Here is a 22,882-nt window from a genome sequence, read left to right as displayed (position 1 = left end):
CCCGGACCCGGGTGTGGCCGCCCGCGAACTCCGCAAGCGCGCCACCGCCTGACACGTTTCAGGCCGCGTGTGCCCACAGCACACCCCCACGACAGCCCGAGGCCCCGACCTTCCGGTGAGCGTGCTTCGTCGCCGGAAGTCTCGTGGCGATCGGGCCGTGGAACTGATCCGCCGATGTCGCGAGAACCGCTCGCTTCCGTTCGATCGGTGGGACGAGATTTTCGGAAACGGTCGCGTGGCGGAGTCCACACCTGCTGCCCGCTTCCGTGGACGTCAAGAAAAACCGAAATCAACAGGAGTGCGTTTCGATGGCAGCAAACGAGTCGGTCTCGGACCACCGGGTGACCCAATCAGCTGACGAGGTTGTTCGCTTGACCACCAAGCGGATCCCCGACGACTGGACCGAGCTGGACCAGCGCGCGGTGGATACGGCTCGGGTGCTGGCGGCGGACGCGGTCGAACAGTGCGGGAGCGGGCACCCCGGCACGGCGATGAGCCTCGCACCCGTCGCGTACGCGCTGTTCCAGCGGGTCATGCGGCACGATCCCGATGACGCGAACTGGATCGGCAGGGACCGGTTCGTACTGTCGGCCGGGCATTCGAGCCTCACGCTGTACATTCAGCTGTTCCTCTCCGGCTACGGTCTCGAGCTCGACGACCTGAAGGCACTGCGCACGTGGGACTCGCTCACCCCTGGGCACCCCGAGTACGGGCACACCACGGGCGTGGAGACCACCACCGGTCCGCTCGGTCAGGGACTGGCCAACGCCGTCGGCATGGCCATGGCCTCCCGCCGTGAGCGCGGCCTGTTCGATCCCGACGCCGAGCAGGGCACGAGCGTGTTCGACCACCAGATCTACGTGATCGCCTCCGACGGCGACATCGAGGAGGGTGTCACCTCCGAGGCGTCGTCGTTGGCCGGAACCCAGCAGCTGGGCAACCTCACGGTGATCTACGACAGCAACGAGATCTCGATCGAGGACGACACGCACATCGCGCTGTCCGAGGACACGGCCAAGCGTTACGAGTCCTACGGCTGGCAGGTCCTCACGGTGCACGGCGGTGAGGACGTCGCGGGATTCCTGGACGCGGTCGAACAGGCCAAGCGTGAGACGTCCCGGCCGACGCTGATCGTGCTGCGCACCGTGATCGGTTATCCGGCGCCGACCAAGATGAACTCCGGCAAGGCGCACGGTGCGGCGCTCGGCGGCGAGGAGCTGGCGGGCCTGAAGCGCACGGTCGGGTTCGACCCGGAACGGACCTTTCAGGTCGACGACGACGTCCTGCGTCACAGCCGCGAGGTGGCGGCGCGCGCCAAGGCCGACCACGAGAAGTGGCAGCTCGAATTCGACGCCTGGGCGCGGAGCAATCCCGAGCGCAAGGCCCTGCTGGACCGCCTCGGCTCGCGCGAGCTGCCCGCCGGGTGGGCCGACGAGCTTCCGGTGTGGGAGCCCGACGAGAAGGGGGTCGCCACGCGCAAGGCGTCGGCCGCGGTGCTCGCGAAGCTCGGCGACGTGCTGCCGGAGCTGTGGGGCGGTTCGGCGGACCTGGCCGAGAGCAACAACACCACGATCAAGGGTGCGGACTCCTTCGGTCCCGCCGAGATCTCCACCAACGAGTGGAAGGCACAGCCGTACGGGCGCACACTGCACTTCGGCATCCGCGAGCACGCGATGGGTTCGATTCTCAACGGCATCGCACTGCACGGCGGGACCCGGCCGTACGGCGGCACGTTCCTGATCTTCAGCGACTACATGCGTCCCGCGGTCCGGCTGGCCGCGCTCATGCGGCTTCCGGTCGTCTACGTGTGGACGCACGACTCGATCGGCCTCGGTGAGGACGGCCCGACCCACCAGCCCGTCGAACAGCTGGCGTCGCTGCGGGCCATCCCCGGCCTGTCGATGGTGCGGCCGGCCGACGCGAACGAGACCGCGCACGCGTGGAAGGCCGTGCTCGAGGACACCGGCGGCCCGGCAGGACTGGCGCTGACCAGGCAGAACGTGCCGACCCTCGACGGCACGTCGGCCGAGGGGGTCGCCCGCGGCGGTTACGTGCTGGCCGAGGCGTCCTCCGGCAGTCCCGAGGTCGTGCTCGTCGGCACCGGCTCGGAGGTGCAGCTGGCTGTCGAGGCCAGGGACGTACTCGAGTCCGACGGCGTGCCCACGCGCGTCGTGTCGATGCCGTGTGTGGAGTGGTTCGACCGCCAGGACCGGTCGTACCGGGAGCAGGTCCTGCCGCCCTCGGTGCGTGCCAGGGTGGTCGTCGAGGCCGGAATCGCGCAGCCGTGGCACCGTTTCGCCGGGGACGCGGGCGAGATCGTCTCGTTGGAACACTTCGGCGCATCCGCCGACTTCACGACGCTGTTCCGCGAGTTCGGCATCACCGCCCACGCCGTGGTCGAGGCGGCGCGCCGCAGCCTGCGGTCGGTGCGTTCGAGCTGAGGCCGGCGGGGACCGTCGCGGGACTCGCGGGCAGTATTCGTTATCCAAATCAGGCGATAATGGCTGTAAATGCCGTGAACCTTGCCGCCCGTCGAGTCGGTGGCAGACCATTGTTGTGGCTTTCTTGGCCGTCCGGTCGACGGTTCTTGCCGGTGGTTCGTAATCCATATCGGGCAAGTTCCCGGTGAATGTCGTCCGGTTCCGAAAGTGGAGGGAAATTCCGTTGACGAAGTCGATGCCGAAGAAGCTTGATGACGCTCTTTTCTCGGACGCGACACGCGCTGTCGTCGGTGAGGTGGACAGGGTGAGCGGCGCGGTGCAGTCCGCGGCGTGGATTCGTGCGGGCGCCCTGCTGCTCGAGGCGCCCGCGGTGTTCACCATCGGGACCGGACGGAGCGGACTGGCCCTGCAGATGGCCGCGATGCGGTTCATGCACCTCGGTCTGGCCACGCACGTCGTCGGCGAGACGACCGCCCCGGCCATCGGCCCGAGCGACGTGCTCGTCGCGGCGTCGGGTTCCGGGTCGACGAAGCGCGTGGTTCGCGCGGCGGAGACCGCCCGTGAGCAGGGCGCCGAGGTGGTCGCGCTGACCACGGCCCCCGAATCGGCGCTCGCCAGGGCCGCGACCGAGGTGCTCGTGGTGCCTGCGGCGGACAAGCAGGACTTCGACGGGAATGCCTCCGTCCAGTACGCGGGCAGCCTGTTCGAGCAGTCGGTCCTGCTGATCACCGACGCGCTGTTCCACGCGCTGTGGAAGACCAGCGGCACGCAGGCGCGTGAACTGTGGCGCCTCCACGCGAATCTCGAGTGAGCGCGTGAGCGCCGGTATCGCCACGATTCATCGATTTTTCGAAAACAGGCGCGCGCGGCCCGTTCGGCGGGTCCGCGTGCTCGGTCGATCGCGAGAGTTGCCGCTCTCGCTGTGCTGATTCCACCCGCACCGAACAGGAGACCAAGATGCCGTCTCGGAACGAGAGCGCACCGGTGAATCGTGGCGATATCCATGCGCTGGAGGCCGTGGCACTCGAAGCGACCCGGAGCGCCGCGGTCGCCAGCTACGAGTGGGTCGGCCGCTACGACCAGGACGCGGCCGACGCCGCGGCCACCAGGGCCATGCGGGAGGCGCTGGCCGGCGCACCCGGGCGAGGGACGGTCGTGATCGGGGAGGGTGAGAAGGACGACGCCCCGATGCTGTTCAACGGCGAGGTCGTGGGAGGCGGGTCCGGCCCCGAGTTCGACATCGCCGTCGATCCGCTCGAAGGAACGTCGTTCTGCGCGAAGGACCTTCCGGGAGCGCTGGCGACCATCGCCTTCGGGGAGCGCGGGACCCTGTGGTCGCCGGGGCCCGGGTTCTACATGGACAAGATCGTGGTGCCTCCGGAGGCGAAACACAGCATCGACCTCGACGACCCGCCCGAACAGACTCTGGTCAAGGTCGCCAAGGCCCTCGGCAAACAGGTCGACGACCTCCGTGTCATGATCATGGACAAGCCGCGGCACAAGAAGCTCATCGAGCGCGTGGTGCAGGCCGGTGCGTCGGTTCAGACGCCGGCGGGCGGTGACGTCGGGGGGAGCCTGGCGGTGCTCCTGCCGACGCTCGACGTCGACCTGCTCCTCGGCGTCGGCGGCACTCCCGAAGGGGTCATGACGGCCGCGGCGGTCGGCGCCCTGGGCGGAGGCATGCTGGGTCGGCTGGCTCCCCAGCGCGACGAGGAGGCGGACGCCATCCGCGCGGCGGGCATGTCGCTCGACCGCATCTACAGCTGCGACGAGCTCGTGGCGGGCGACGCCTTCTTCGTCGCCACGGGCGTCAGCGGTGGCAACCTTCTCGGGCGGCCACAGACGTTCGAGGGTGGGACGACCGCCGAGTCGCTGCTGATCTCGCGGAACCAGATCCGCCGCGTTGCACACACGACGTTCGACGAGGCGGCGGGGTAGATCGCATCGGTTCCGCTGCCGAACCCGCCGTGACGTGGACGCCACATTCGATTACGACCAGGGAGCTCCGGTGACGCTGTATCTGGACGACCTCCGCGTTCGGCAACTCGGCGAGTGTCGTTACGATTCGCCGCTCTCCGAGATGCTCACGACGAAACAGACCTCCCCGCACTACGTCGCGGAGGGTGATCGGGTCCTGCTCGAGGACACCGTGTCCATGTTGGCCGGGCACGACCTTCCTCCCGAGCAGGTACCGAGTTTCGAAGGCGCGGGCCCCCGCAAGAAGATCTACTTCGACCCGTCCTCGGTGACCGCAGGAATCCTCACGTGCGGTGGACTGTGCCCAGGGCTCAACAACGTCATCCGCGGGCTCGTGCAGGAACTCGCCGTGCACTACAAGGTGAAGCGGATTCTCGGGTTCCGGAACGGCCTGCGTGGCCTGACGTCCGAGTACCGCGACGACACGGTCGAGCTGACGCCCGATCACGTGCGCGACATCCACAACGCGGGCGGCACGATCCTGGGCAGTTCGCGCGGCAACCAGGACCCCGACGAAATGGTCGACAGCCTCGTCGAGCACGGCGTCGACGTCCTGTTCGTCATCGGCGGTGACGGCGGGATGCGGGCCGCGACGTGCCTCACCAAGGCGATCGAGGCACGCGGGCTCGACATCGCCGTCATCGGTGTGCCGAAGACGATCGACAACGACCTGCCCTTCACCGATCAGTCGTTCGGGTTCCAGAGCGCGTTCGCCAGCGCGATGGACTTCATCTCGTCGGTGTCGGTCGAGGCATCGGCCAGCCCGAACGGTGTGGGACTCGTGAAACTGATGGGCCGCCATTCCGGGTTCATCGCCGCCTACGCCGCCCTGGCGGCCAACGGTGCCGACATCGTCCTGATCCCGGAGATCCCGTTCGCGCTCGACGGGCCCGACGGGTTGCTGGCCTACGTCGAACAGCACGTGCGCAAGAAGGGCTACGTCGTCATCGTGCTCGCCGAAGGGGCGGGACAGGATCTGCTCGAGGAGCCCGACCTGTCGCACCGGAACGGCAAGGCGACCGACGCGTCCGGGAACGTCAAGCTCGGCAAGATCGACGATCTGCTGAAGGAGCGCATCACCGACCACCTGACCGCCGTCGGGCTGGCGCCCACGATGCGGTACATCGACCCGAGCTACGCCATCCGCAGCGTCGTCGCGAACGCCTACGACAGTGTCTACTGCCTGCGGCTGGCCCACGCCGCGGCACACGCCGCCATGGCGGGCCGGACGGAGGTCGCGGTCGCGCGGTGGCGACGGCGGTTCGTGCACGTGCCGTTGTCGTTGATGACCAGCCGCCGGAACCAGGTCGACCCCGACGGCGACCTGTGGATGTCGGTGCTGGAGACCACGTGTCAGCCGGCGGAGTTCGGCCCACAGCGGGAGGGCGAGCGGGTCCCTTCGGGCTTCTGCTGAGCCCCGGCGGGCGCAGGTCACGTGTCGGCGGTGGCCTGCGCCCTGTCCGCGTGCCCCGGCGCAGACGGTGGGACGTGTCAGGTCGGGAAGTGGCCGAGCTGCGCCGACAGCTCCATCGCCGCGTCGCGCATCGGGCCGATGATCTGCCGGATGCGCTGCCGGGACAGCCGGTACGACGGGCCGGAGGCGCTCATCGCCGCGATGACCGAACCACCGTCGCCGTAGATCGGCACCGCCACCGCGTGCAGTCCGAGCTCGAACTCCTCGAAGCACGCGGCGAACCCGTCGTCGGCGATGCGGCTGAGTTCGGCGGTCAGCTCGTCGGGTGCGGTCGTCGTGCGGGGCGTGTACTCCTCGAGGCTGTCGCGGAGCATGTCGCGGCGCTGCGCGGGCGGCATGTACGCCAGCAGCACCTTGCCGCTCGACGTGGCGTGCAACGGCGTGCGCCTGCCCGTCCAGTTCTGCGCCGTGATCGAGGCCGACCCGACCGCCTGGCTGATGTTGATCGCGATGCCGCCGTCGGCGACCGCGATGTTGACCGTCTCGCCGAGCGAGTCGGCGAGGCCCTGGCAGGTCTGGTTGCCCAGCTTCGCCAGGTCCATCCGGCCGGTCGCGGCGCCGGCGAGCCGAACGATCCCCAACCCGATCTGGTACTTGCCGCGGTCGCTGACCTGCTCGACGAGGTTGCGCATCTCCAGCGCGGACACGAGTCGCGACGCGGTGGACTTGTGCACGCCCAGTTCGTCGGCGATCTCGGTGATGCCCGCCTCGCCGTCCTTGGCGAGGTGCTCGAGGATGCTCACCGCGCGGTCGACGGACTGCACCGGGCTCTTCGGTTCCTCGGCCGGAGCCGGCTCCGGGACGTCCTCGGGTGTGAGGCCGGTCCCGGCCGGACCAGCGGTGCCCTGCGGAACGTCGTCGGAGTTCCGGGCGGCGAGGGAGGCAGCGTCGGAGTTCCGCATAACGCAACAGTAACTCCTGTGTCGAGGAGAGTCGCCCCTCCGGCGGCGGATGTGAGTTATCACCTTGTTCACGGTCGCGCAGCCGCTCGCGTGAGTAATCGTCCGGCGCCTCCGTGGTTCATACCGTTACTCCGTTCGGACCAGTCATCGGCCGACTCGGACACGCCGAACCAGGGTCTCCCGCAGTCGGCGATGAGTGCAGTGCGAATATGTGGGCCATGAAGGCACGTGTGCTGGTCGTCGACGACGACCCCGCTCTCGCGGAGATGCTGACCATCGTGCTGCGCGGGGAGGGCTTCGAGACCGCGGTGGTCTCCGACGGCTCCCGTGCGCTGTCGGCGTTCCGCGAGATGAAGCCCGACCTGGTACTGCTCGACCTCATGCTGCCGGGGCTGAACGGCATCGACGTCTGCAAGGCCATCCGGGCGGAATCGGGTGTCCCGGTCGTCATGCTCACGGCCAAGAGCGACACGGTCGACATCGTGCTGGGCCTCGAATCCGGCGCCGACGACTACGTCGTCAAGCCGTTCAAGCCGAAGGAACTCGTCGCCCGCGTGCGCGCCCGGCTCCGTCACAACGACGGCGAGCCCGCCGAGTCGCTGGTCATCGGGGACCTCGCCATCGATGTTCCCGGCCACCAGGTGACGCGCGACGGTGAGCCGATCTCGCTGACTCCGCTGGAGTTCGACCTGCTCGTGGCGCTGGCCCGCAAGCCGAGGCAGGTGTTCACCCGCGAGGTGCTGCTCGAGCAGGTGTGGGGCTACCGGCACGCGGCGGACACGCGGCTCGTCAACGTCCACGTGCAACGACTGCGGTCGAAGGTGGAGCGCGATCCGGAACACCCCGAGGTCGTGCTGACCGTGCGCGGTGTGGGCTACAAGGCGGGCCCACCATAATCGGCTCATGAGAGATCGCCTGAGCGGCCTCGGCGGACTGCTGCTGGGGCTGGCCCGCCGCGTCGCGGCGTTCGGGCGGCGGAAGAGCACCGCGTTCGGCGAGCTGTGGCGCCATTCGCTGCAGTTCCGCGTCACCGTGTCGACGCTGGCGATGTCGGCCGCGGTCGTGTTCGTGCTCGGCATGGTGCTGCAGAACCAGATCACCGACCGGCTCATGACCACCAAGGAGGAGGCCGCGACCGCGCAGCTCGATGCGGTGGTGCGCACGGTCGAGAGCGAGCTCGTCGGCGATGCGGGTCAGGACGACGCCCTGCGCGAACGGCTCACGAACGCGGTCAACCGGATCACCACCAGTTCGGTCGCGGCGCAGGATGCGGCCAGTTCGGCCGCGGGCACGTTCGAGCCGGTGCTCGCCGCGGGCGATCCGGAGCGCCCCGCGAGCCGCACGGTGTCCGCGGGGCCGTACGACAAGGTCTCCGGCCGGTTGCGCGGGTTCGTCGAGAACAACACGCCCGCCAAGGAGTTCCACACCGCCGGCGGCACGACCTACCTCGCGATCGGCGCCCCCATCACGACGACGACCCGGCCGTTGCAGGTCTACCTGCTGTTCCCGCTCACCTCGGAGCAGAACACGGTCGCCACGGTGCAGAACACGCTGGTCGTGGGCAGTTTCGCGCTGCTGGCGCTGCTGGCCGGCATCACCAACATCGTCGTGCGGCAGGTGGTCCAGCCCGTGCGGCGGGCTGCGGGCGCGGCGGAGCAGTTCGCGCACGGCGAGCTGGACCGCAGGCTCGAGGTCGTCGGTGAGGACGACCTGGCGAAGCTGGCCGTCGCCTACAACGAGATGGCGGCCAGTATCCAGCGGCAGATCCGGCAGCTCGAGGAGTTCGGCGAACTGCAGCGGCGGTTCACCTCGGACGTCTCGCACGAGCTGCGGACGCCGCTGACCACGGTCCGCATGGCCGCCGACGTGCTGCACGCTTCGCGCGAGCAGTTCCCCGCGGGGCTCGCGCGGTCGACCGAACTGCTGACCGACGAGCTCGACCGGTTCGAACAGCTGCTGGCCGACCTGCTGGAGATCTCGCGGCTCGACGCCGGGGTCGAGGAGCTGTCGTCGGAGGTCGCCGACGTCCGGCCGATCGTCGAGCGTGCGGTGGAACAGGTGAGCGGGCTGGCGGAGTCGATGGGCAGCGCCATGGATGTCGACCTGCCGGACGGTCCGGTCGAGGCCGAGGTCGACGCCCGGCGTATCGAACGCATTCTGCGCAACCTGCTGGCCAACGCACTCGACCACGGCGAGGGCAGGCCGGTGCAGGTGCGCCTCGCCGCCACGGAGCCGGAAACCCCGGCGGCCGGCGACGCCGCAGGCGAGAACGCGGCCGTGACCCTTCCTGCGGCCGACGGCGCGCCCGGTGCCGTCCCCGGCGGAGCGTCGGGCGCGGCGGACGAATGGCCCGGAGCCGTCGCGATCACGATCCGCGACCAGGGCATCGGCCTGCGCCCCGGCGAGTCCGAGCTGGTGTTCAACCGGTTCTGGCGGGCCGACCCGTCGCGGAACCGGCGGACCGGCGGCACGGGACTGGGCCTGGCCATCAGCCAGGAGGACGCGCGCCTGCACGGTGGCACACTCGACGCGTGGGGCGAGCCCGATCGCGGATCGTGCTTCCGCCTCACGCTTCCGCGCAAGGTCGGCGGTTCGTACGCGGCGAACCCGCTGCCCCTGCCACCCGAGGACGTAGAGCCGACCGCAGGTGCCCAGGGCGACCGCGACGCCCAGCCGGACGCGCAGCCAGGGGAGACGGTGTGACGACGGGAGACGGTGTGACGACACAGCACTCGCGCGGCCCGGCGCGCCCGCGTCGGATGCGCGCGTGGGCCGCACTGGGGCTGGCCGCCCTGGTGGCGAGCGGCTGTGCCGCGATTCCCTCCGAATCGCAGCCCGAGGCGCTGCCCCAGCAGCAGCGCGGACAGCAGACCGAGGCGGTACCCGAACCCGCACCGGGACTGGACCCGCTGTCGGTCGTGCGGGAGTTCGTGGAGGCCAGCGCCGAGCCCGCCAGCGACTACGCGGCCTCCCGGGCCTATCTGTCGCAGCGGGCACGGAAGGAGTGGCAGCCCGACCAGGCGGTCGCCGTGATCGAGGACGAGTTCAGCACCGTCTTCGCCGATACGGACGGGCCCCGCACGCCCGCCACGAGCAGTCGCGACGCCGAGCCCGGCGAACGCCGGGACGAACGCGGCAACGGCGAGGAGATCCCGACCGGCTCTCCCGGTGACGACGCGGGCGCGGAGCAGACACCCACGCCCGCGCCGGAGACGGGGGTGACGACACGGTCCCCGCGCACGGCGCCGGACGGTGCGGCCTCGGACGGTGCGACCGCGTCGAAGGCTCCCGACGAACACGTCGTCACGGTCCGTGGCGGGCACGTCGGCAGGCTGGCGGCCGACAGCTCCTTCATCCCCGCCGACGACGCCGTCGAGCAGAACGTGCGCCTGCGCAAGGAGAACGGCGAGTGGCGCATCGTCGACCCGCCGCAGAGTGTGCTGGTCACGATGTCGGACTTCGACGAGACGTACTTCCGCGTACCGGTCTACTTCTTCGCGCCGGAGTCGAACGTGCTGGTGCCCGATCTGCGCTACGTCGTGGCGAGCCCGCAGTCGGGACTGCCCGCCCGGGTGGTGGACCTGCTGCTGGCGGGCCCGTCCGACGGACTGACCGGAGCGGTGCGCAACCCGATGGGCGACAACGCCTCGCTCGAGACGAACGTGACGACGACCCGCGACGGTGCGCTGGCCGTGCCGCTCACCGGTGTCGCCGACCGGAGCGCTCACGACAAGGAACTCATTGCGGCGCAGGTCGTGCGGTCGTTGCAGACGGTGACGACGAGCCGGGTGCGCCTGTTGTCCAACGGCAGCGCGCTGGTGCAGGGTCACCGCGACTGGCGGCCCGGTGAACTGCCGTCCTACCAGGCCGCGGCGACGCCGAGCTCGGATCTGCCGGGACTGATGGTCGCCGACGGCCGGGTGCTGTCGCTCGGCAACGGCCAGCCGATCCCCGGGCCCGCCGGATCGGGACGGAACGTGCGGAGCGCGGCCCAGTCGCTGGGCGGCGACCAGTTGGCGGTCGTCGAACGGGCGCAGCAGGGCGTGCGGCTGCGGGTCGGGCCGTACGGCGAGGAGGGTCAGGTCGTCGACCTGGACGCCCGCAGCATGACCCGGCCGACGTGGGTGCCCGCGACCTCGCGCAGCGAGCAGTCGCGCGAGGTGTGGACGGTCGCAAGCGGGGAACGCGTGGTGCAGGTCGTCACCGACGCCGAGGGCCGGTGGGTGACCCAGTCGGTCAACTCGTCCGAGATCAACCCGATCGGCGACATCGACGCCCTGCGGTTGTCGCGGGACGGCACGCGCGCGGCGATGGTCATCGGCGGCAGGGTCGTCGTCGCCGCGGTGGTGCGCGACGACGAGAGCCGCGCCTCGGTCGCCCTGCGTGCGCCGCGTGTGCTGCAGGGTGATGAGCTCGACGACGCCGTCGCGCTGGACTGGTCGGGGCAGGACGCCCTGGCGGTCGCCACACAGTCGGAGGCGAGTCCGGTGGTGCGCGTGCCGCTCGACGGGCTGCGGATCGACCAGTTCAACAGTTCGAACCTCATCGCGCCCATGCGCGGCATCACGGCGGCACCGGGCAGGCCCACGGTGGTGGCCGACGCGACGGGATTGTGGACGGCGAGCGATCTCGGCGACGTGTGGCGCCCGCACGACCAGCGCGGCTCGTCGGCCGTGCCGTTCTACCCCGGCTGACGTCCGGCGGGCCGCGGCGATCGCGGGCCCGGAGAATGTCGGGGCCGGGCGGCATGCTGCCGTACGTGACGAAACAGGGAACGGCCGCGCGTGCCGCGGCACTGCTGGACCTGGTGCTGCCGGAACACTGCGCGGGCTGTGACGCACCCGGCCGGGCGTGCTGCCGGTCGTGTCTGGCGGTCTTCGGCGAGCCGCGGCAGGCGTCGGCGACCGGTCCTGCCGAGCCGACCTACGCTCTCGCACGTCACGCCGACGTCGCCCGAACGCTCGTCGTGGCGCACAAGGAACGCGGCAGGCGCGGTCTGACGCGCCCGTTGGGAAGGGCGCTGGCCGCCGCCGTGCCGCAGTTGCCCGCGGCGAGGCCCGACGCGGAGGGCACCTGGTGGCTGGTCCCGGTGCCCTCCCGCCCGAGCGCCGCCCGGGCCCGGGGCGGTTCGCACGTGCTCGCGCTGGCCAGGGCGTGCGCGGCGGCGCTGAGCGAGACCGGCAGGCCCGCCGCCGTGGCACCCGCGCTGCGGCTCGACGCGGGGGCGCGGGACGCCGTCGGCCTCGACCGCGCACAGCGCAGCGCGAACCTCGCGGGCAGGCTCCGCATCGCACCAGCGGGCGCGCCGCCACCCGGAGTGCCCGTGGTGCTGCTCGACGACGTCGTGACCACGGGGGCGACCCTCGCCGCGGCCCGGGGCGCGCTGCGGAACGCCGGGGTCGAGCCACTCTCCGCGCTCACGCTGACGGCAGCATGACGGCGGCCCTCGACACCGGCCGCCCTCGACACCGGCGGCGACCGCTCACCGCACGGCTCCCGCTCGAACGGGTGACTCGGAACCGCGTCCGGCGGCTGTTCGTTGTCCCGGTATGAGCAACCGGCCCGTCACCGTCCGCCAGGCGCTCACGCGCTGGTTCTGCGGCGGTCGGGTTCCGTTCACCCCGATGTTGCTCCGATCGAGTCCCCGCGAGGGGTTGCATGCCGGTTCTCGGCTTCGGAACGTGACCACGGTTCACCGTCCGACGTCCCCCGCACCGGGGGCTTCTCTCCGAGCCGGAACCGGGCTAATGTGCACCGCTAACAGCAATTCCCGGCAGCAGGGAGGTGGCCAGTAAATGTCCCTGGCGCCGGCGGAAAGCTGAAATCCCAGAAATTGATCAGCACGCCCGAGGAATGGCGCATGATCGTTTTCTCTCCCCGGTGCCGGTGTTCGCCGCAATGGACTCGCTTTCCGCGAGGGAGGTCGCGTATGGATATCGTCGTCAAGGGCCGTAACGTGGAGGTCCCGGAGCACTACCGGCAGCACGTGAGCGAGAAGCTGGATCGGCTCGAACGATACGACCGCAAAGTCATCCGCTACGAGGTGGAGCTTTTCCACGAGCGCAATCGGCGCCAGTCCAAGAACTGCCAGCGTGTCGAAATCACGGGCCGGGGCAAGGGGCCCGCCATGCGAGCGGAAGCGAGCGCGGGCGATTTCTACGCAGCGCTCGATGCCGCGGTGAGTAAGCTCGAAAACCGGATGCGTCGTGCGCACGATCGCAGAAAGGTGCATTACGGACGGCGCGTTCCCGAATCCGTCGCGGAGGCCACCGCGGGAGGGTCCGACGGTCGGTCCGGCGGTACCGCGACCGCGGTCATGGAGGCCCCCACGGAGACCGGGGACATGAACGGTCAGGTCATGTCGTCGGCGGCGGACACCGTCAGCGCGGACGGCGCCATCAGGCTCCCGTCCCAGCGGCTCGACGACGGTTTCGACGACATGACGGTCGGCGACCGCGGTGACGCGGGTGACGACCACGAACCCGGTCGCATCGTGCGCGAGAAGCAGCACTCGTCGGCACCGATGACGGTCGACGAGGCCCTCTCGGAGATGGAACTCGTCGGGCACGACTTCTACCTGTTCAACGATGCGGACGCCGGCAAGCCGAGCGTCGTCTACCGCAGGAAGGGATTCGACTACGGCGTGATCCGGCTGGTCTGACCGGCCGGGCCCGTGCGCCCCGCGGTGGCCCGCGTGCACCAGGTGTGCGCGGGCCACCGCCGTGTGCGGACCGACCTCTCGGGCCCGCCGCGTGAAGCTCCCGTGAGACGGCTGTGAGGCCCGTGTGAGACCCGGAGGGGACTTTCGTCGCACCCGGGGTGCTCGCACGCCGAGCCGTGTGCGCACGGGCCTGCGCATTCCCTACGATGGGCAGTGCTGCGTGGTCGCGGGTGTGTGCGAAGCGCCGGCCGCTGCGTGGCGGACTCGGCTGCCCAGGCGCGGGCCGGGGTGGCGCACGAGAAACCGAACCAACTAGCGAGGTCGACCCGGATGCTTCTGAACCGCCTGCTCCGTGCGGGCGAGGGCAAGATGGTGAAGCGGCTCAGCCGTATCGCTCAGCACATCAACACCCTCGAAGACGACGTCACAGGCCTCTCCGACGCCGAGCTGGCCGCCAAGACGGACGAGTTCCGCAAGCGGCACCAGGAGGATGGCGAGTCGCTCGACGACCTGCTGCCGGAGGCGTTCGCCGTGGCGCGCGAGGGCGCCCACCGGGTGCTGGGCCAGCGGCCCTACGACGTCCAGCTCATGGGCGGTGCCGCGCTGCACCTCGGCCAGGTCGCCGAGATGAAGACCGGTGAGGGCAAGACGCTGACGTCGGTCATGGCCGTCTACCTCAACGCCATCTCCGGCAAGGGCGTCCACATCGTCACGACCAACGACTACCTGGCGAAACGTGACGCCGAGTGGATGGGCCGGGTGCACCGCTTCCTCGGCGTGACCGTGGGGTCGATCGTCGCCGACATGCCGCCGTCGCAGCGCAAGGAGGCCTACGACTGCGACGTCACGTACGGGACGAACAACGAGTTCGGCTTCGACTACCTGCGCGACAACATGGCGTGGAGCCTCGACGACTGCGTACAGCGCGGGCACAACTTCGCCATCGTCGACGAGGTCGACTCGATCCTGATCGACGAGGCGCGGACGCCGCTGATCATCTCCGGGCCCGCCGACCAGTCCTCGCGCTGGTACGTCGAATTCGCGCGCATGGCGCCGCTGATGCAGAAGGACGTCCACTACGAGGTCGACGAGCGCAAGCGCGCGGTCGGTGTCACCGAGGCGGGTGTCGAGTTCGTCGAGGACCAGCTCGGCATCGACAACCTCTACGAGGCGGCCAACACGCCGCTGGTCGGGTTCCTCAACAACGCCCTGAAGGCCAAGGAGCTCTACAACAAGGACAAGGAGTACATCGTCCGCAGCGGTGAGGTCATCATCGTGGACGAGTTCACCGGCCGTGTCCTTGCGGGCAGGCGCTTCAACGAGGGTATGCACCAGGCGATCGAGGCCAAGGAAGGCGTCGAGATCAAGGCCGAGAACCAGACGCTCGCCTCGATCACGCTGCAGAACTACTTCCGCCTCTACGAGAAGCTCTCCGGCATGACCGGTACCGCCGAGACCGAGGCGGCGGAGTTCCACCAGACCTACAAGCTCGGCGTCGTGCAGATCCCGACGAACCGGCCGATGATCCGTGCCGACGAGTCGGACCTGATCTACAAGTCCGAGCAGGCCAAGTTCGAGGCGGTCGCCGAGGACATCGCCGAGCGGCACGAGAAGGGCCAGCCGGTGCTGGTCGGCACGACGAGCGTCGAGAAGTCCGAGCACCTGTCGAAACTGCTGCTCAAGTTGAACGTGCCGCACGAGGTGCTCAACGCGAAGCAGCACCACCGCGAGGCTCTCATCATCGCGAAGGCGGGGCAGCGCGGCGCGGTCACGGTCGCGACGAACATGGCCGGCCGCGGTACCGACATCGTGCTGGGCGGCAACCCGGACATCATCGCCGACGAGACCCTCCGCGAACGCGGTCTCGACCCGGTGGAGCACTCCGAGGAGTACGAGGCCGCGTGGCCGAAGGTGCTCGAAGAGGTCACCGCGGAGGTCAAGGCCGAGGCGGACACCGTGCGCGAGGCGGGCGGCCTGTACGTCCTGGGTACCGAGCGGCACGAGTCGCGGCGGATCGACAACCAGCTGCGTGGTCGTTCCGGGCGTCAGGGTGACCCGGGCCTGTCGCGGTTCTACCTCTCGCTGGGCGACGAGCTCATGCGGCGGTTCAACGCCTCCATGGTCGAGAACGTCATGACCCGGCTCAACCTGCCGGACGACGTGCCGATCGAGCACAAGATGGTCACCAAGGCCATCAAGAGTGCTCAGACGCAGGTCGAGCAGCAGAACATGGAGATCCGCAAGAACGTTCTCAAGTACGACGAGGTGCTGAACCAGCAACGCAAGGTGATCTACGCCGAGCGTCGTCGCGTGCTGGAGGGCGAGGACCTGCGCGACCAGGTGCAGAACATGCTCCGCGACGTCGTCGCCGAGTATGTCAAGAGCGCCACCTCCGAGGGTTACGCCGAGGACTGGGACTTCGAACAGCTGTGGACCGCGCTCAAGACCCTGTACCCGGTGTCGCTCGACTGGGAGCAGCTGGTCGAGGACGACGAGGACCTCAGCCCGGAACGGCTGCAGGAACTGCTCCTCGAGGACGCCACGGCCGCCTACGAAGCGCGCGAGGCCGAACTCGAGACGACCGTCGGCGAGGGCGCGATGCGCGAGCTCGAGCGGCGCGTCGTGCTGTCGGTGTTGGACCGCAAGTGGCGCGAGCACCTCTACGAGATGGACTACCTCAAGGAGGGCATCGGCCTGCGCGCGATGGCGCAGCGCGATCCGCTCATCGAATACCAGCGCGAGGGCTACGACATGTTCTCCGGCATGCTCGAGTCCCTCAAGGAGGAGACGGTCGGCTTCCTGTTCAACCTCCAGGTGGAGGCGCAGCAGCCGCAGGCCGAGGCGCCCGCGGCGGCCGAGGCCCCGGTCTCCGGCGTCGCCGCGAACCAGGGCGGCTCGAACCAGGGTGGCTCGAGTCAGGGCGGTGCCGCGCAGCAGGGCGGCGGTTCCCGGTCCGGCAGGCACGCCAAACCGGCTCCGCCGCAGCCCACGGCCGAACCGGCGGCACCCGCGGCTCTCCAGGGCAAGGGCCTCGACGGGGCGGCTCCGCAGGCGCTGACCTACTCGGGACCGTCCGAGGACGGCGGAGTCGAGGCACGCGGCACCGAGGCGGCGAAGGAGAAGAACACCGCGGCGGGCGGTAGCCGCCGCGAACGTCGGGCCGCCGCACGGCAGGAAGCCAAGAAGAACAAGAAGTCCGCCAAGAAGTGAGCACAGGTCCTGGTCGGCCTGCGTCGCGGCGCAGGCGGTGGAACCCGCGGCGGTGCGCGGGCGCGGCCTACCGGACGTGACGTCGTCACGGATCGAAGGCGTTCGCCTCGAGCGGGGCCTGCCGGGAAACGGTTTCCCGGCAGGCCCCGCTCGTGTCTCGGCGGGCGTCCCCGGGGCTCCGCCGGTGTCGGCGCGTCAGGCCGTCCGCGGGTCGAGGACCGCGAACTGCGTGCACCGCCATTGCCCGGCGCGGCGTTCGAAACGTGCCGTCACCGCGAGCGTCCGCGACCGCGCGTACGTGGTCGCGGCCACCTCCAGGGAATCGTCGGACGTCCGGCACAGATGTGCGGACTGCAGCCGGTATCTCGGCCGGTGCTGCGGTGTGTCGTCCCGCATTCGGGTGGCTAATTCCGGCGACAGCCACGGAGCCAACTGCGTGACCGCCCGCAGTCCGCTGTGGACTTCCAGCAGCGCGCCGAGTATGCGTTCCACCTGTTTCTTCGACAGGTCCCTGCGCGGTCTGCGCCCCGTGCGCTGATCCGGAATTCCGCTCAACAGCGCCGCAATGCCGGCGTCGGGCAGTGAACGAGAGCCCCCGTGGTCCGTCGCTGCGGTCCGATGTGGTTCGTAGTCGTCGAGCGGCTGAATGCGTGGCCTGTCGGTCTGAGTAGTCGTACTCATATCCCCCTCCGAGTAATTCTTCGCAATTCCTGCGGACCCGTCACGGCCCGCTAATGAATAGAGGTTCGTGCCGCGTTCGCGGATTCCGAAGACGCCCGTTTTGATGGATGTGAAGAAAATGTCCGCGAATGTCGCTGCGATCGGCTAGGGCCCCTCCGGGTTAGGCTCGGCGACGTGAGCGGACAAGGCAACGGCGGCCGCACGCCGAACGGGCTGGTGCTCGACTACGCGGGCGTGCTCACCGACAGCGGCGGGGAGAACCTGCTCGAATTCGTGGACACCGCGCGCGAGCACGGCGTGCGGACCGCACTGCTGTCCAACGCGGCCGGCGGCGGGTCCGTCCGGCGCAGGCTGCACGGACGGTTCGACGAACTCGTGTTCTCCGGCGAGGTCGGCGTGATGAAACCCGAACCCGAGATCTTCCTGCTCACCGCCGAGAGGCTTGGTCTGCCGCCGGAGGAGTGCGTGTTCGTCGACGACGCGCCGGGGAACGTGTGGGGCGCGGTCGGGGTCGGCATGGTCGGCGTCCGGCACGACACCGTTCCGGGGACGATCACCGAACTGTCGGCGTTGTTCCCCGGGCTGGGAGTCGACCTGCCCCCGGAATCGCCGTCCGGCGTGCCGTTCTGAGTGGGTCGTCGGCCGGCTACGGGCTCCGCTCAGCCCGCGTGGCCCCGGCGCACCAGGTCGAAACAGAGCACGGCGGCGGCCGCCGACACGTTCAGCGACTCGACGTCCCCGGGCATGGGGATCGACAGCCAGCTCGCCACGTACCCCGCGACGTCGGGGTCGACGCCGTCGGTCTCGCCCCCCAGCACGAACGCGGACCGCGCGGGCGGATCGGCGTCGAAGAGCGACTGCGCCTGCCCCGTTCCGGTCGACGTCGCATCCGTGGAACCGAGCGCGTACACGGCGAAGCCGGCGTCGGTGAGCTGCTCCGCGGCGTCGAGCGCGGTCGCGCTGCGCAGCACGGGCGCGCGGAACGCCACCCCCGCCGAGGCCTTGACGACGAGTGGGTCGAGCGCCGCGACACCCTTCCGCGGGACGACGATGCCGCCCAGCCCGGCCGCGGTGGCGGTCCGCAGGATCATGCCCACGTTCGCGGGCGTCGTGATGCCGTCGAGCACCAGCAGGGGAGCGGGCGGGGTCCGGTCGGCGAGTGCCTGCGCGAGTGGCCGCATCCGTGGGGCCACGACGTCCGCCAGTACGCCCTGGTCCTGCTTGCCGTTGCCCGCGAGGACCTTCACCCGGTGCGCACTCGCGCGCTGCACGGTCACGCCCGCGTCGGTGGCGGCCCGCTGGATCTCCGAGGCGCCCGCCCCGCGCGCCGTGTCGGCGAGAATCACCTTGTCGACCTCGAGCTCCGGGTCGGCGAGCGCTTCGAGGACGGGCTTGCGGCCGTAGACGGTGAGGAACCGGTCCTTCGGGGAAACGGCGTTCGGGTCGGTCACGCCCGTGAGTGTTCCACGTGCCGGGTGGGCCTTCTGTGCCAGGATCGGGGCATGCCCGACCGTCTCCCCGCGCTGGACGCCGCCCTGCTGTACGGCGAGCAGCCCTCGACGCCGATGCACGTCGGCAGCGTGGCCGTGTTCGAGCGGCGCAGCGGTGGTCTCGACTTCGACACCGCGATGCGGGTCATCGGGCAGCGACTCGACTACCTCCCGCGGTACCGCAAACGGTTGCTGCCCGTCCCGGGTCACCTGGCGCCGCCGGTGTGGGCCGACGACGTCGACTTCGACCTCGGCTACCACGTGCGCCGCTCGGCGCTGCCCGCGCCGGGTACCGATCACCAGCTGTTCGACCTGGTCGCCCGCCTGATGCAGCGCCCGCTCGACCGGGAACGGCCGTTGTGGGAGGCGTACTACATCGAGGGACTCGAAGGCGACCGCGTCGCGCTGGTGACGAAGGCGCACCAGGTGCTCGTCGACGGGGCGCGCACCGTCGACCTCGCCCAGATCCTGCTCGACGAGGGCGTGGCCGATCGCACGCAGGCCGAGACCGAGTGGACGCCGCGTCGGCTCCCGGGGTGCCCCCGGCTGGTCGCCGACGCGGTCACCGATGCGGCCTCGCGGCCCGGGGAGCTGGTCGAGAACGTGCGGTTCCTGGCACGGGACGTCGTGTCGAGCGTCGGGCGCACCGCGCAGGGGGCCGGTGCGCTGGCCGCGGCCGCGCGGTCGGTCACGGGTCCCGCCCGCACCGCACCCGCGCGCAGACTCAACTCGAAGGTCTCGGGCGGCCGGGTGTTCGCGGGTGTGCGCACCGAGCTGGACGCCTTCAAACGCATCCGCTCCGCCCGCGATTGCACGGTCAACGACGTCGTCTTCACGGTCCTGACCGGTGCGCTCCGGAAGTGGTTGGAGTCGCGCGGGCACCATGTGCAGTCCACGGCGTCGGTGCGGGCGCTCGTGCCCACGGCGGTGCAGCACGAGGACGCCGAGTTCTCGCCCGCGGAACTGACCACCAGCAGGTTGGTGCCGTACCTGATAGACCTCCCGGTCGGCGAGCCCGACCCGATGCTGCGGCTGCAGCACGTCGCCCACGAGATGGCCGAACAGTTCGGTTCGGACCGGCCGGTGACCGCGCGGACGATGGTGCGGATGGGAGGATTCGCACCCGCGACGATGAACGCGCTCGCCGCACGCGTCGCCGGTTCGGTGCCGCGGCGCGGGTTCAACGTGCTCATCGCCAACACGCCGGGTCCGCAGGAACCGCTCTACTCGGGCCCGGGACGGTTGTCGGCGATCTACCCGGTGCTGCCACTCGGGCGTGATCAATCGCTCGCGGTGGGCGTCACCTCCTACCAGGGTGACGTCTACTTCGGACTGAACGGTGACCGGAAGGCCATGCACGACGTCGACGTCCTCGCCGACATGATCGAGGAGTCGCTGGAAGAGCTGAGGGGTAACAAATGGTGAGGGTGTACGTGCCCGCGACGATCGGCATGCTGCGGCATCTCGTCTCCGAAGGACAGCTGACCCCCATACGCGGGACGGCGTTCTCGTTGACCCCGGCGCTGCGCGAGGCGTACGTCAGCGGGTCGACCGAGGAGCTCGAGTACGCGGCGCTGCTGGACGCCGCACGGGCGTCGCTGCGGTTGCTGGCCTCGCACGAGGACGCGGAACAGGACTCGGGCGCGGGGATCGACGAGAAGGAGCCGCCGCGCCGCGTGGTGATCGCCGCCGACGTCGAGGACTCCGAGGTCACCGAGCGGCCCGACCTGGACAGCGCCGTGGTGCGGGTCGCAGGGCCGGTGACGATGGACGACGTCGCCGCGGTACACGTCGACGCCGTCGAGGCGGAGCAGGCCGTCGTCGCCGCCGCCGACGCGATCGACAGGGCCGACCTGGGCGACCTGGACGCCGACTTCGTCCTGGGTGAGGCCGAGGACCACGAGCTCGCCTGGTACGCGCCGCAGGAGGTGCCGTTCTTCCTCGACCTGCTGTGACAGTGGGCGGGCACCCGCCGTGTTGCGGATCCCGGGGCCCGTGTTGCGGCCTGCGGGGCTCGTGTTGCGGGTTGCGGGGACCGTGTTGCGAATCCGGGGGACCGTGTTGCGAATCCGGGGGCCGTGTGGCGGCCTGCGGGTGAGCTCCGGTGCGGTGAGTGACGGATCGGCCGTCGACCGGGCCCGCCGGCGGGCTCCGTCGGCACCGGAACGGATGTCGCGGTGGTTCTCCCCTCACGGCCCGGTGCGGCGGCAGAATCGGCACCGGAGATGTGAACCCGCCCACAAGGCAGCAGAGGAGAGCGTCATGACCACCATGGACGCCGTGACATCGGTGCCGGTACCGGCCAACGAACCCGTGTACACGTATGCACCCGGCAGTACCGAGCGGGACGACCTGCAGCGCAGGCTGGCCGAACTCGCAGGGGAGAAGGCCGAACTCACCCAGACGATCGGCGGGAAGCGCCGGATGGCTGGCGGCGACCGGTTCGATGTCGTCCAGCCGCACGACCACGCCCACGTACTCGGCGTGAGCGCGCAGGCGACCCGCGACGACGTCGCCGACGCCGTCACGGCGTCGAAGGGCGCCGCCCGCGAGTGGAGTGAGCTGCCCTTCGACGAGCGCGCCGCCGTCTTCCTCCGCGCCGCCGACCTGCTGGCAGGCCCGTACCGCGCCACGATCAACGCCGCGACCATGCTCGGGCAGTCGAAGTCGATCCAGCAGGCCGAGATCGACGCGGCGTGCGAACTGATCGACTTCCTGCGGTTCAACGTCCACTACGCCCGGCGCATCCTCGCCGAGCAGCCGAACTCGGTGCGCGGGGTGTGGAACCGCATGGAGTACCGGCCGTTGGACGGCTTCGTCACCGCGATCACGCCGTTCAACTTCACCGCGATCGCGGGGAACTTGCCGAGCGCGCCCGCTCTCATGGGCAACACTGTCGTGTGGAAGCCGACGCCGACGCAGCAGCTGGCGGCGCACTACACGGTGCGGGCCTTCGAGGACGCAGGACTGCCGCCGGGCGTGATCAACCTGGTCACCGGGGACGGACAGGCCGTCAGCGAGGTGGCACTGGGGGATCCGGGGTTCGCGGGCCTGCACTTCACCGGGTCGACGGCGACGTTCAAGAAGCTGTGGCGCGCGATCGGCGACAACCTCGACAACTACGGCTGCTACCCGCGGATCGTCGGCGAGACCGGGGGCAAGGACTTCGTCGTCGCCCACCCGAGCGCGGACTCCGACAAGGTCGCGGCGGCGCTCGTGCGCGGTGCGTTCGAGTACCAGGGGCAGAAGTGCTCCGCGGCGTCGCGGGCCTACCTGCCACGTTCGCTGTGGGAAGGCGGGCTGCGGGACCGCGTCGCCGACCTGACCCGCAGCGTCACCTATGGCGACGTGGCCGACCTGTCGAACTTCGGTGGCGCCGTCATCGACGCGCGGGCGTTCGCCAAGCACCGGGAGCTGTTGTCGAGTGTGGACGGCGACCCCGCGCTCGAGGTGCTCGCCGGCGGTGGCTGCGACGATTCGGTGGGCTATTTCGTCGATCCGACCGTGCTGGTCACGACCGATCCCCGGCACCCGGTGATGTCGACCGAGTATTTCGGCCCGATCGTCGCCGTGTACGTCTACGACGACGCCGAGTACGAGCGGGTCCTCGAACTGTGCGACACGACGGCCGCCTACGGTCTGACGGGCGCGGTGTTCGCCGACGACCGCGCGGCGATCGGCCAGGCGCACCGCGCGCTGCGCCACGCCGCGGGCAACTTCTACGTCAACGACAAGCCCACGGGGTCGATCGTCGGGCAGCAGCCGTTCGGCGGCAGCCGTGCCTCGGGCACGAACGACAAGGCCGGGTCGCTGTTCAACCTGGTCCGGTGGGTCAGCCCGCGTTCGGTCAAGGAGACGTTCGACGCGCCCACGTCGATCGGTTACCCGCACATGGGCTGAACCCCGGCCGGGTGTCCCGCACTCGGCACGGCGTGTTCTGCGCCCGGTACGCCGGCCTGCGCGGGGGTCGGCAGGTCGCGCGCAGACGAAAGCCCCTGGCCCCCGCGTGAAGGCGGGAGCCAGGGGCTCGTCGGATGCCGCAGCTC

General features: G+C 70.2%; 17 protein-coding genes. 14 read left to right on the top strand and 3 right to left on the bottom strand.

What is annotated here, in order from left to right:
- Positions 1 to 308 precede the first annotated feature (308 nt).
- The 4 genes from tkt to LY13_RS19145 all read left to right on the top strand — a co-directional run bounded on the left by tkt (position 309) and on the right by LY13_RS19145 (position 5,832).
- Positions 309 to 2,441, top strand: a complete 2,133-nt coding sequence (gene tkt, locus LY13_RS19160) for a transketolase (RefSeq protein ID WP_253829971.1) — start codon at positions 309 to 311, stop codon at positions 2,439 to 2,441.
- Positions 2,442 to 2,676: 235 nt separating this feature from the next.
- The gene (gene hxlB / locus LY13_RS19155) at positions 2,677 to 3,252 is read left to right on the top strand and encodes a 6-phospho-3-hexuloisomerase (RefSeq protein WP_301299369.1); all 576 of its coding nucleotides are present in this window, start codon (positions 2,677 to 2,679) and stop codon (positions 3,250 to 3,252) included.
- A 146-nt stretch (positions 3,253 to 3,398) separates the two neighbouring features.
- Positions 3,399 to 4,379 carry a class II fructose-bisphosphatase gene (gene glpX, locus LY13_RS19150; RefSeq protein ID WP_253829969.1) on the top strand — a complete coding sequence of 327 codons (981 nt, stop codon included), beginning with the start codon at positions 3,399 to 3,401 and terminating at the stop codon, positions 4,377 to 4,379.
- 70 nt (positions 4,380 to 4,449) lie between these two features.
- Positions 4,450 to 5,832 (top strand): ATP-dependent 6-phosphofructokinase, encoded by a 1,383-nt coding sequence (locus tag LY13_RS19145; protein WP_253829968.1) that lies wholly within the window; start codon positions 4,450 to 4,452, stop codon positions 5,830 to 5,832.
- A 77-nt stretch (positions 5,833 to 5,909) separates the two neighbouring features.
- On the opposite strand, the gene LY13_RS19140 is transcribed toward LY13_RS19145, so the two are convergent.
- Positions 5,910 to 6,656 carry an IclR family transcriptional regulator gene (locus tag LY13_RS19140; protein ID WP_253829981.1) on the bottom strand — a complete coding sequence of 249 codons (747 nt, stop codon included), beginning with the start codon at positions 6,654 to 6,656 and terminating at the stop codon, positions 5,910 to 5,912.
- 356 nt (positions 6,657 to 7,012) lie between these two features.
- Between LY13_RS19140 and mtrA the strand changes: the two genes are divergently transcribed.
- The 6 genes from mtrA to secA all read left to right on the top strand — a co-directional run bounded on the left by mtrA (position 7,013) and on the right by secA (position 16,665).
- Positions 7,013 to 7,690 (top strand): MtrAB system response regulator MtrA, encoded by a 678-nt coding sequence (mtrA, locus tag LY13_RS19135; RefSeq protein ID WP_301299354.1) that lies wholly within the window; start codon positions 7,013 to 7,015, stop codon positions 7,688 to 7,690.
- 7 nt (positions 7,691 to 7,697) lie between these two features.
- Entirely contained in the window at positions 7,698 to 9,497 is a 1,800-nt protein-coding gene (locus LY13_RS19130; RefSeq protein ID WP_253829966.1) for an ATP-binding protein, read from the top strand.
- The gene (locus LY13_RS19125; RefSeq protein ID WP_372493859.1) at positions 9,494 to 11,488 is read left to right on the top strand and encodes an LpqB family beta-propeller domain-containing protein; all 1,995 of its coding nucleotides are present in this window, start codon (positions 9,494 to 9,496) and stop codon (positions 11,486 to 11,488) included. Before LY13_RS19130 ends, LY13_RS19125 begins: the two co-directional genes overlap by 4 nt.
- A 53-nt stretch (positions 11,489 to 11,541) precedes the next feature.
- Positions 11,542 to 12,231, top strand: coding sequence for a ComF family protein (locus LY13_RS19120; protein WP_372493860.1), 690 nt, complete (start codon positions 11,542 to 11,544; stop codon positions 12,229 to 12,231).
- 492 nt (positions 12,232 to 12,723) lie between these two features.
- Positions 12,724 to 13,455, top strand: coding sequence for a ribosome hibernation-promoting factor, HPF/YfiA family (hpf, locus tag LY13_RS19115; protein WP_253829979.1), 732 nt, complete (start codon positions 12,724 to 12,726; stop codon positions 13,453 to 13,455).
- Between the two features lie 330 nt (positions 13,456 to 13,785).
- Entirely contained in the window at positions 13,786 to 16,665 is a 2,880-nt protein-coding gene (gene secA, locus LY13_RS19110; protein WP_253829964.1) for a preprotein translocase subunit SecA, read from the top strand.
- A 195-nt stretch (positions 16,666 to 16,860) separates the two neighbouring features.
- On the opposite strand, the gene LY13_RS19105 is transcribed toward secA, so the two are convergent.
- Positions 16,861 to 17,346: an Rv3235 family protein gene (locus LY13_RS19105; RefSeq protein ID WP_253829963.1), complete on the bottom strand. Its 486-nt coding sequence runs from the start codon at positions 17,344 to 17,346 to the stop codon at positions 16,861 to 16,863.
- Positions 17,347 to 17,520: 174 nt separating this feature from the next.
- Here LY13_RS19105 and LY13_RS19100 point away from each other — a divergent pair, with 174 nt between their 5' ends.
- The gene (locus LY13_RS19100; protein WP_253829962.1) at positions 17,521 to 17,976 is read left to right on the top strand and encodes an HAD-IA family hydrolase; all 456 of its coding nucleotides are present in this window, start codon (positions 17,521 to 17,523) and stop codon (positions 17,974 to 17,976) included.
- Positions 17,977 to 18,005: 29 nt separating this feature from the next.
- Here the strand turns inward: LY13_RS19100 and LY13_RS19095 are convergent, their stop codons facing one another.
- Positions 18,006 to 18,797: a TrmH family RNA methyltransferase gene (locus LY13_RS19095; protein ID WP_253829961.1), complete on the bottom strand. Its 792-nt coding sequence runs from the start codon at positions 18,795 to 18,797 to the stop codon at positions 18,006 to 18,008.
- Positions 18,798 to 18,848: 51 nt separating this feature from the next.
- Between LY13_RS19095 and LY13_RS19090 the strand changes: the two genes are divergently transcribed.
- The 3 genes from LY13_RS19090 (at position 18,849) to pruA (ending at position 22,736) form a co-directional block, all read left to right on the top strand.
- Positions 18,849 to 20,261 carry a WS/DGAT/MGAT family O-acyltransferase gene (locus LY13_RS19090; protein WP_253829960.1) on the top strand — a complete coding sequence of 471 codons (1,413 nt, stop codon included), beginning with the start codon at positions 18,849 to 18,851 and terminating at the stop codon, positions 20,259 to 20,261.
- Positions 20,258 to 20,791 carry a DUF6912 family protein gene (locus tag LY13_RS19085; RefSeq protein ID WP_253829978.1) on the top strand — a complete coding sequence of 178 codons (534 nt, stop codon included), beginning with the start codon at positions 20,258 to 20,260 and terminating at the stop codon, positions 20,789 to 20,791. The genes LY13_RS19090 and LY13_RS19085 overlap by 4 nt, the downstream gene beginning before the upstream one ends.
- 316 nt (positions 20,792 to 21,107) lie before the next feature.
- On the top strand, positions 21,108 to 22,736 hold the full coding sequence (gene pruA, locus LY13_RS19080; protein ID WP_253829977.1) for an L-glutamate gamma-semialdehyde dehydrogenase: 1,629 nt from the start codon (positions 21,108 to 21,110) through the stop codon (positions 22,734 to 22,736).
- The last annotated feature ends 146 nt before the right edge of the window (positions 22,737 to 22,882 follow it).

Source organism: Prauserella aidingensis (genome assembly GCF_024171865.1).
Lineage (GTDB): Bacteria > Actinomycetota > Actinomycetes > Mycobacteriales > Pseudonocardiaceae > Prauserella > Prauserella aidingensis.
This window is presented reverse-complemented; position numbering and strand designations above follow the sequence as displayed.

Coding starts and splice junctions, on each gene's coding strand:
- tkt (WP_253829971.1), top strand. CDS start 309: ATGGCAGCAAACGAGTCGGTCTCGGACCACCGGGTGACCCAATCAGCT.
- hxlB (WP_301299369.1), top strand. CDS start 2,677: ATGCCGAAGAAGCTTGATGACGCTCTTTTCTCGGACGCGACACGCGCT.
- glpX (WP_253829969.1), top strand. CDS start 3,399: ATGCCGTCTCGGAACGAGAGCGCACCGGTGAATCGTGGCGATATCCAT.
- mtrA (WP_301299354.1), top strand. CDS start 7,013: ATGAAGGCACGTGTGCTGGTCGTCGACGACGACCCCGCTCTCGCGGAG.
- LY13_RS19130 (WP_253829966.1), top strand. CDS start 7,698: ATGAGAGATCGCCTGAGCGGCCTCGGCGGACTGCTGCTGGGGCTGGCC.
- LY13_RS19120 (WP_372493860.1), top strand. CDS start 11,542: ATGCTGCCGTACGTGACGAAACAGGGAACGGCCGCGCGTGCCGCGGCA.
- hpf (WP_253829979.1), top strand. CDS start 12,724: ATGGATATCGTCGTCAAGGGCCGTAACGTGGAGGTCCCGGAGCACTAC.
- secA (WP_253829964.1), top strand. CDS start 13,786: ATGCTTCTGAACCGCCTGCTCCGTGCGGGCGAGGGCAAGATGGTGAAG.
- LY13_RS19105 (WP_253829963.1), bottom strand. CDS start 17,346: ATGAGTACGACTACTCAGACCGACAGGCCACGCATTCAGCCGCTCGAC.
- LY13_RS19090 (WP_253829960.1), top strand. CDS start 18,849: ATGCCCGACCGTCTCCCCGCGCTGGACGCCGCCCTGCTGTACGGCGAG.
- pruA (WP_253829977.1), top strand. CDS start 21,108: ATGGACGCCGTGACATCGGTGCCGGTACCGGCCAACGAACCCGTGTAC.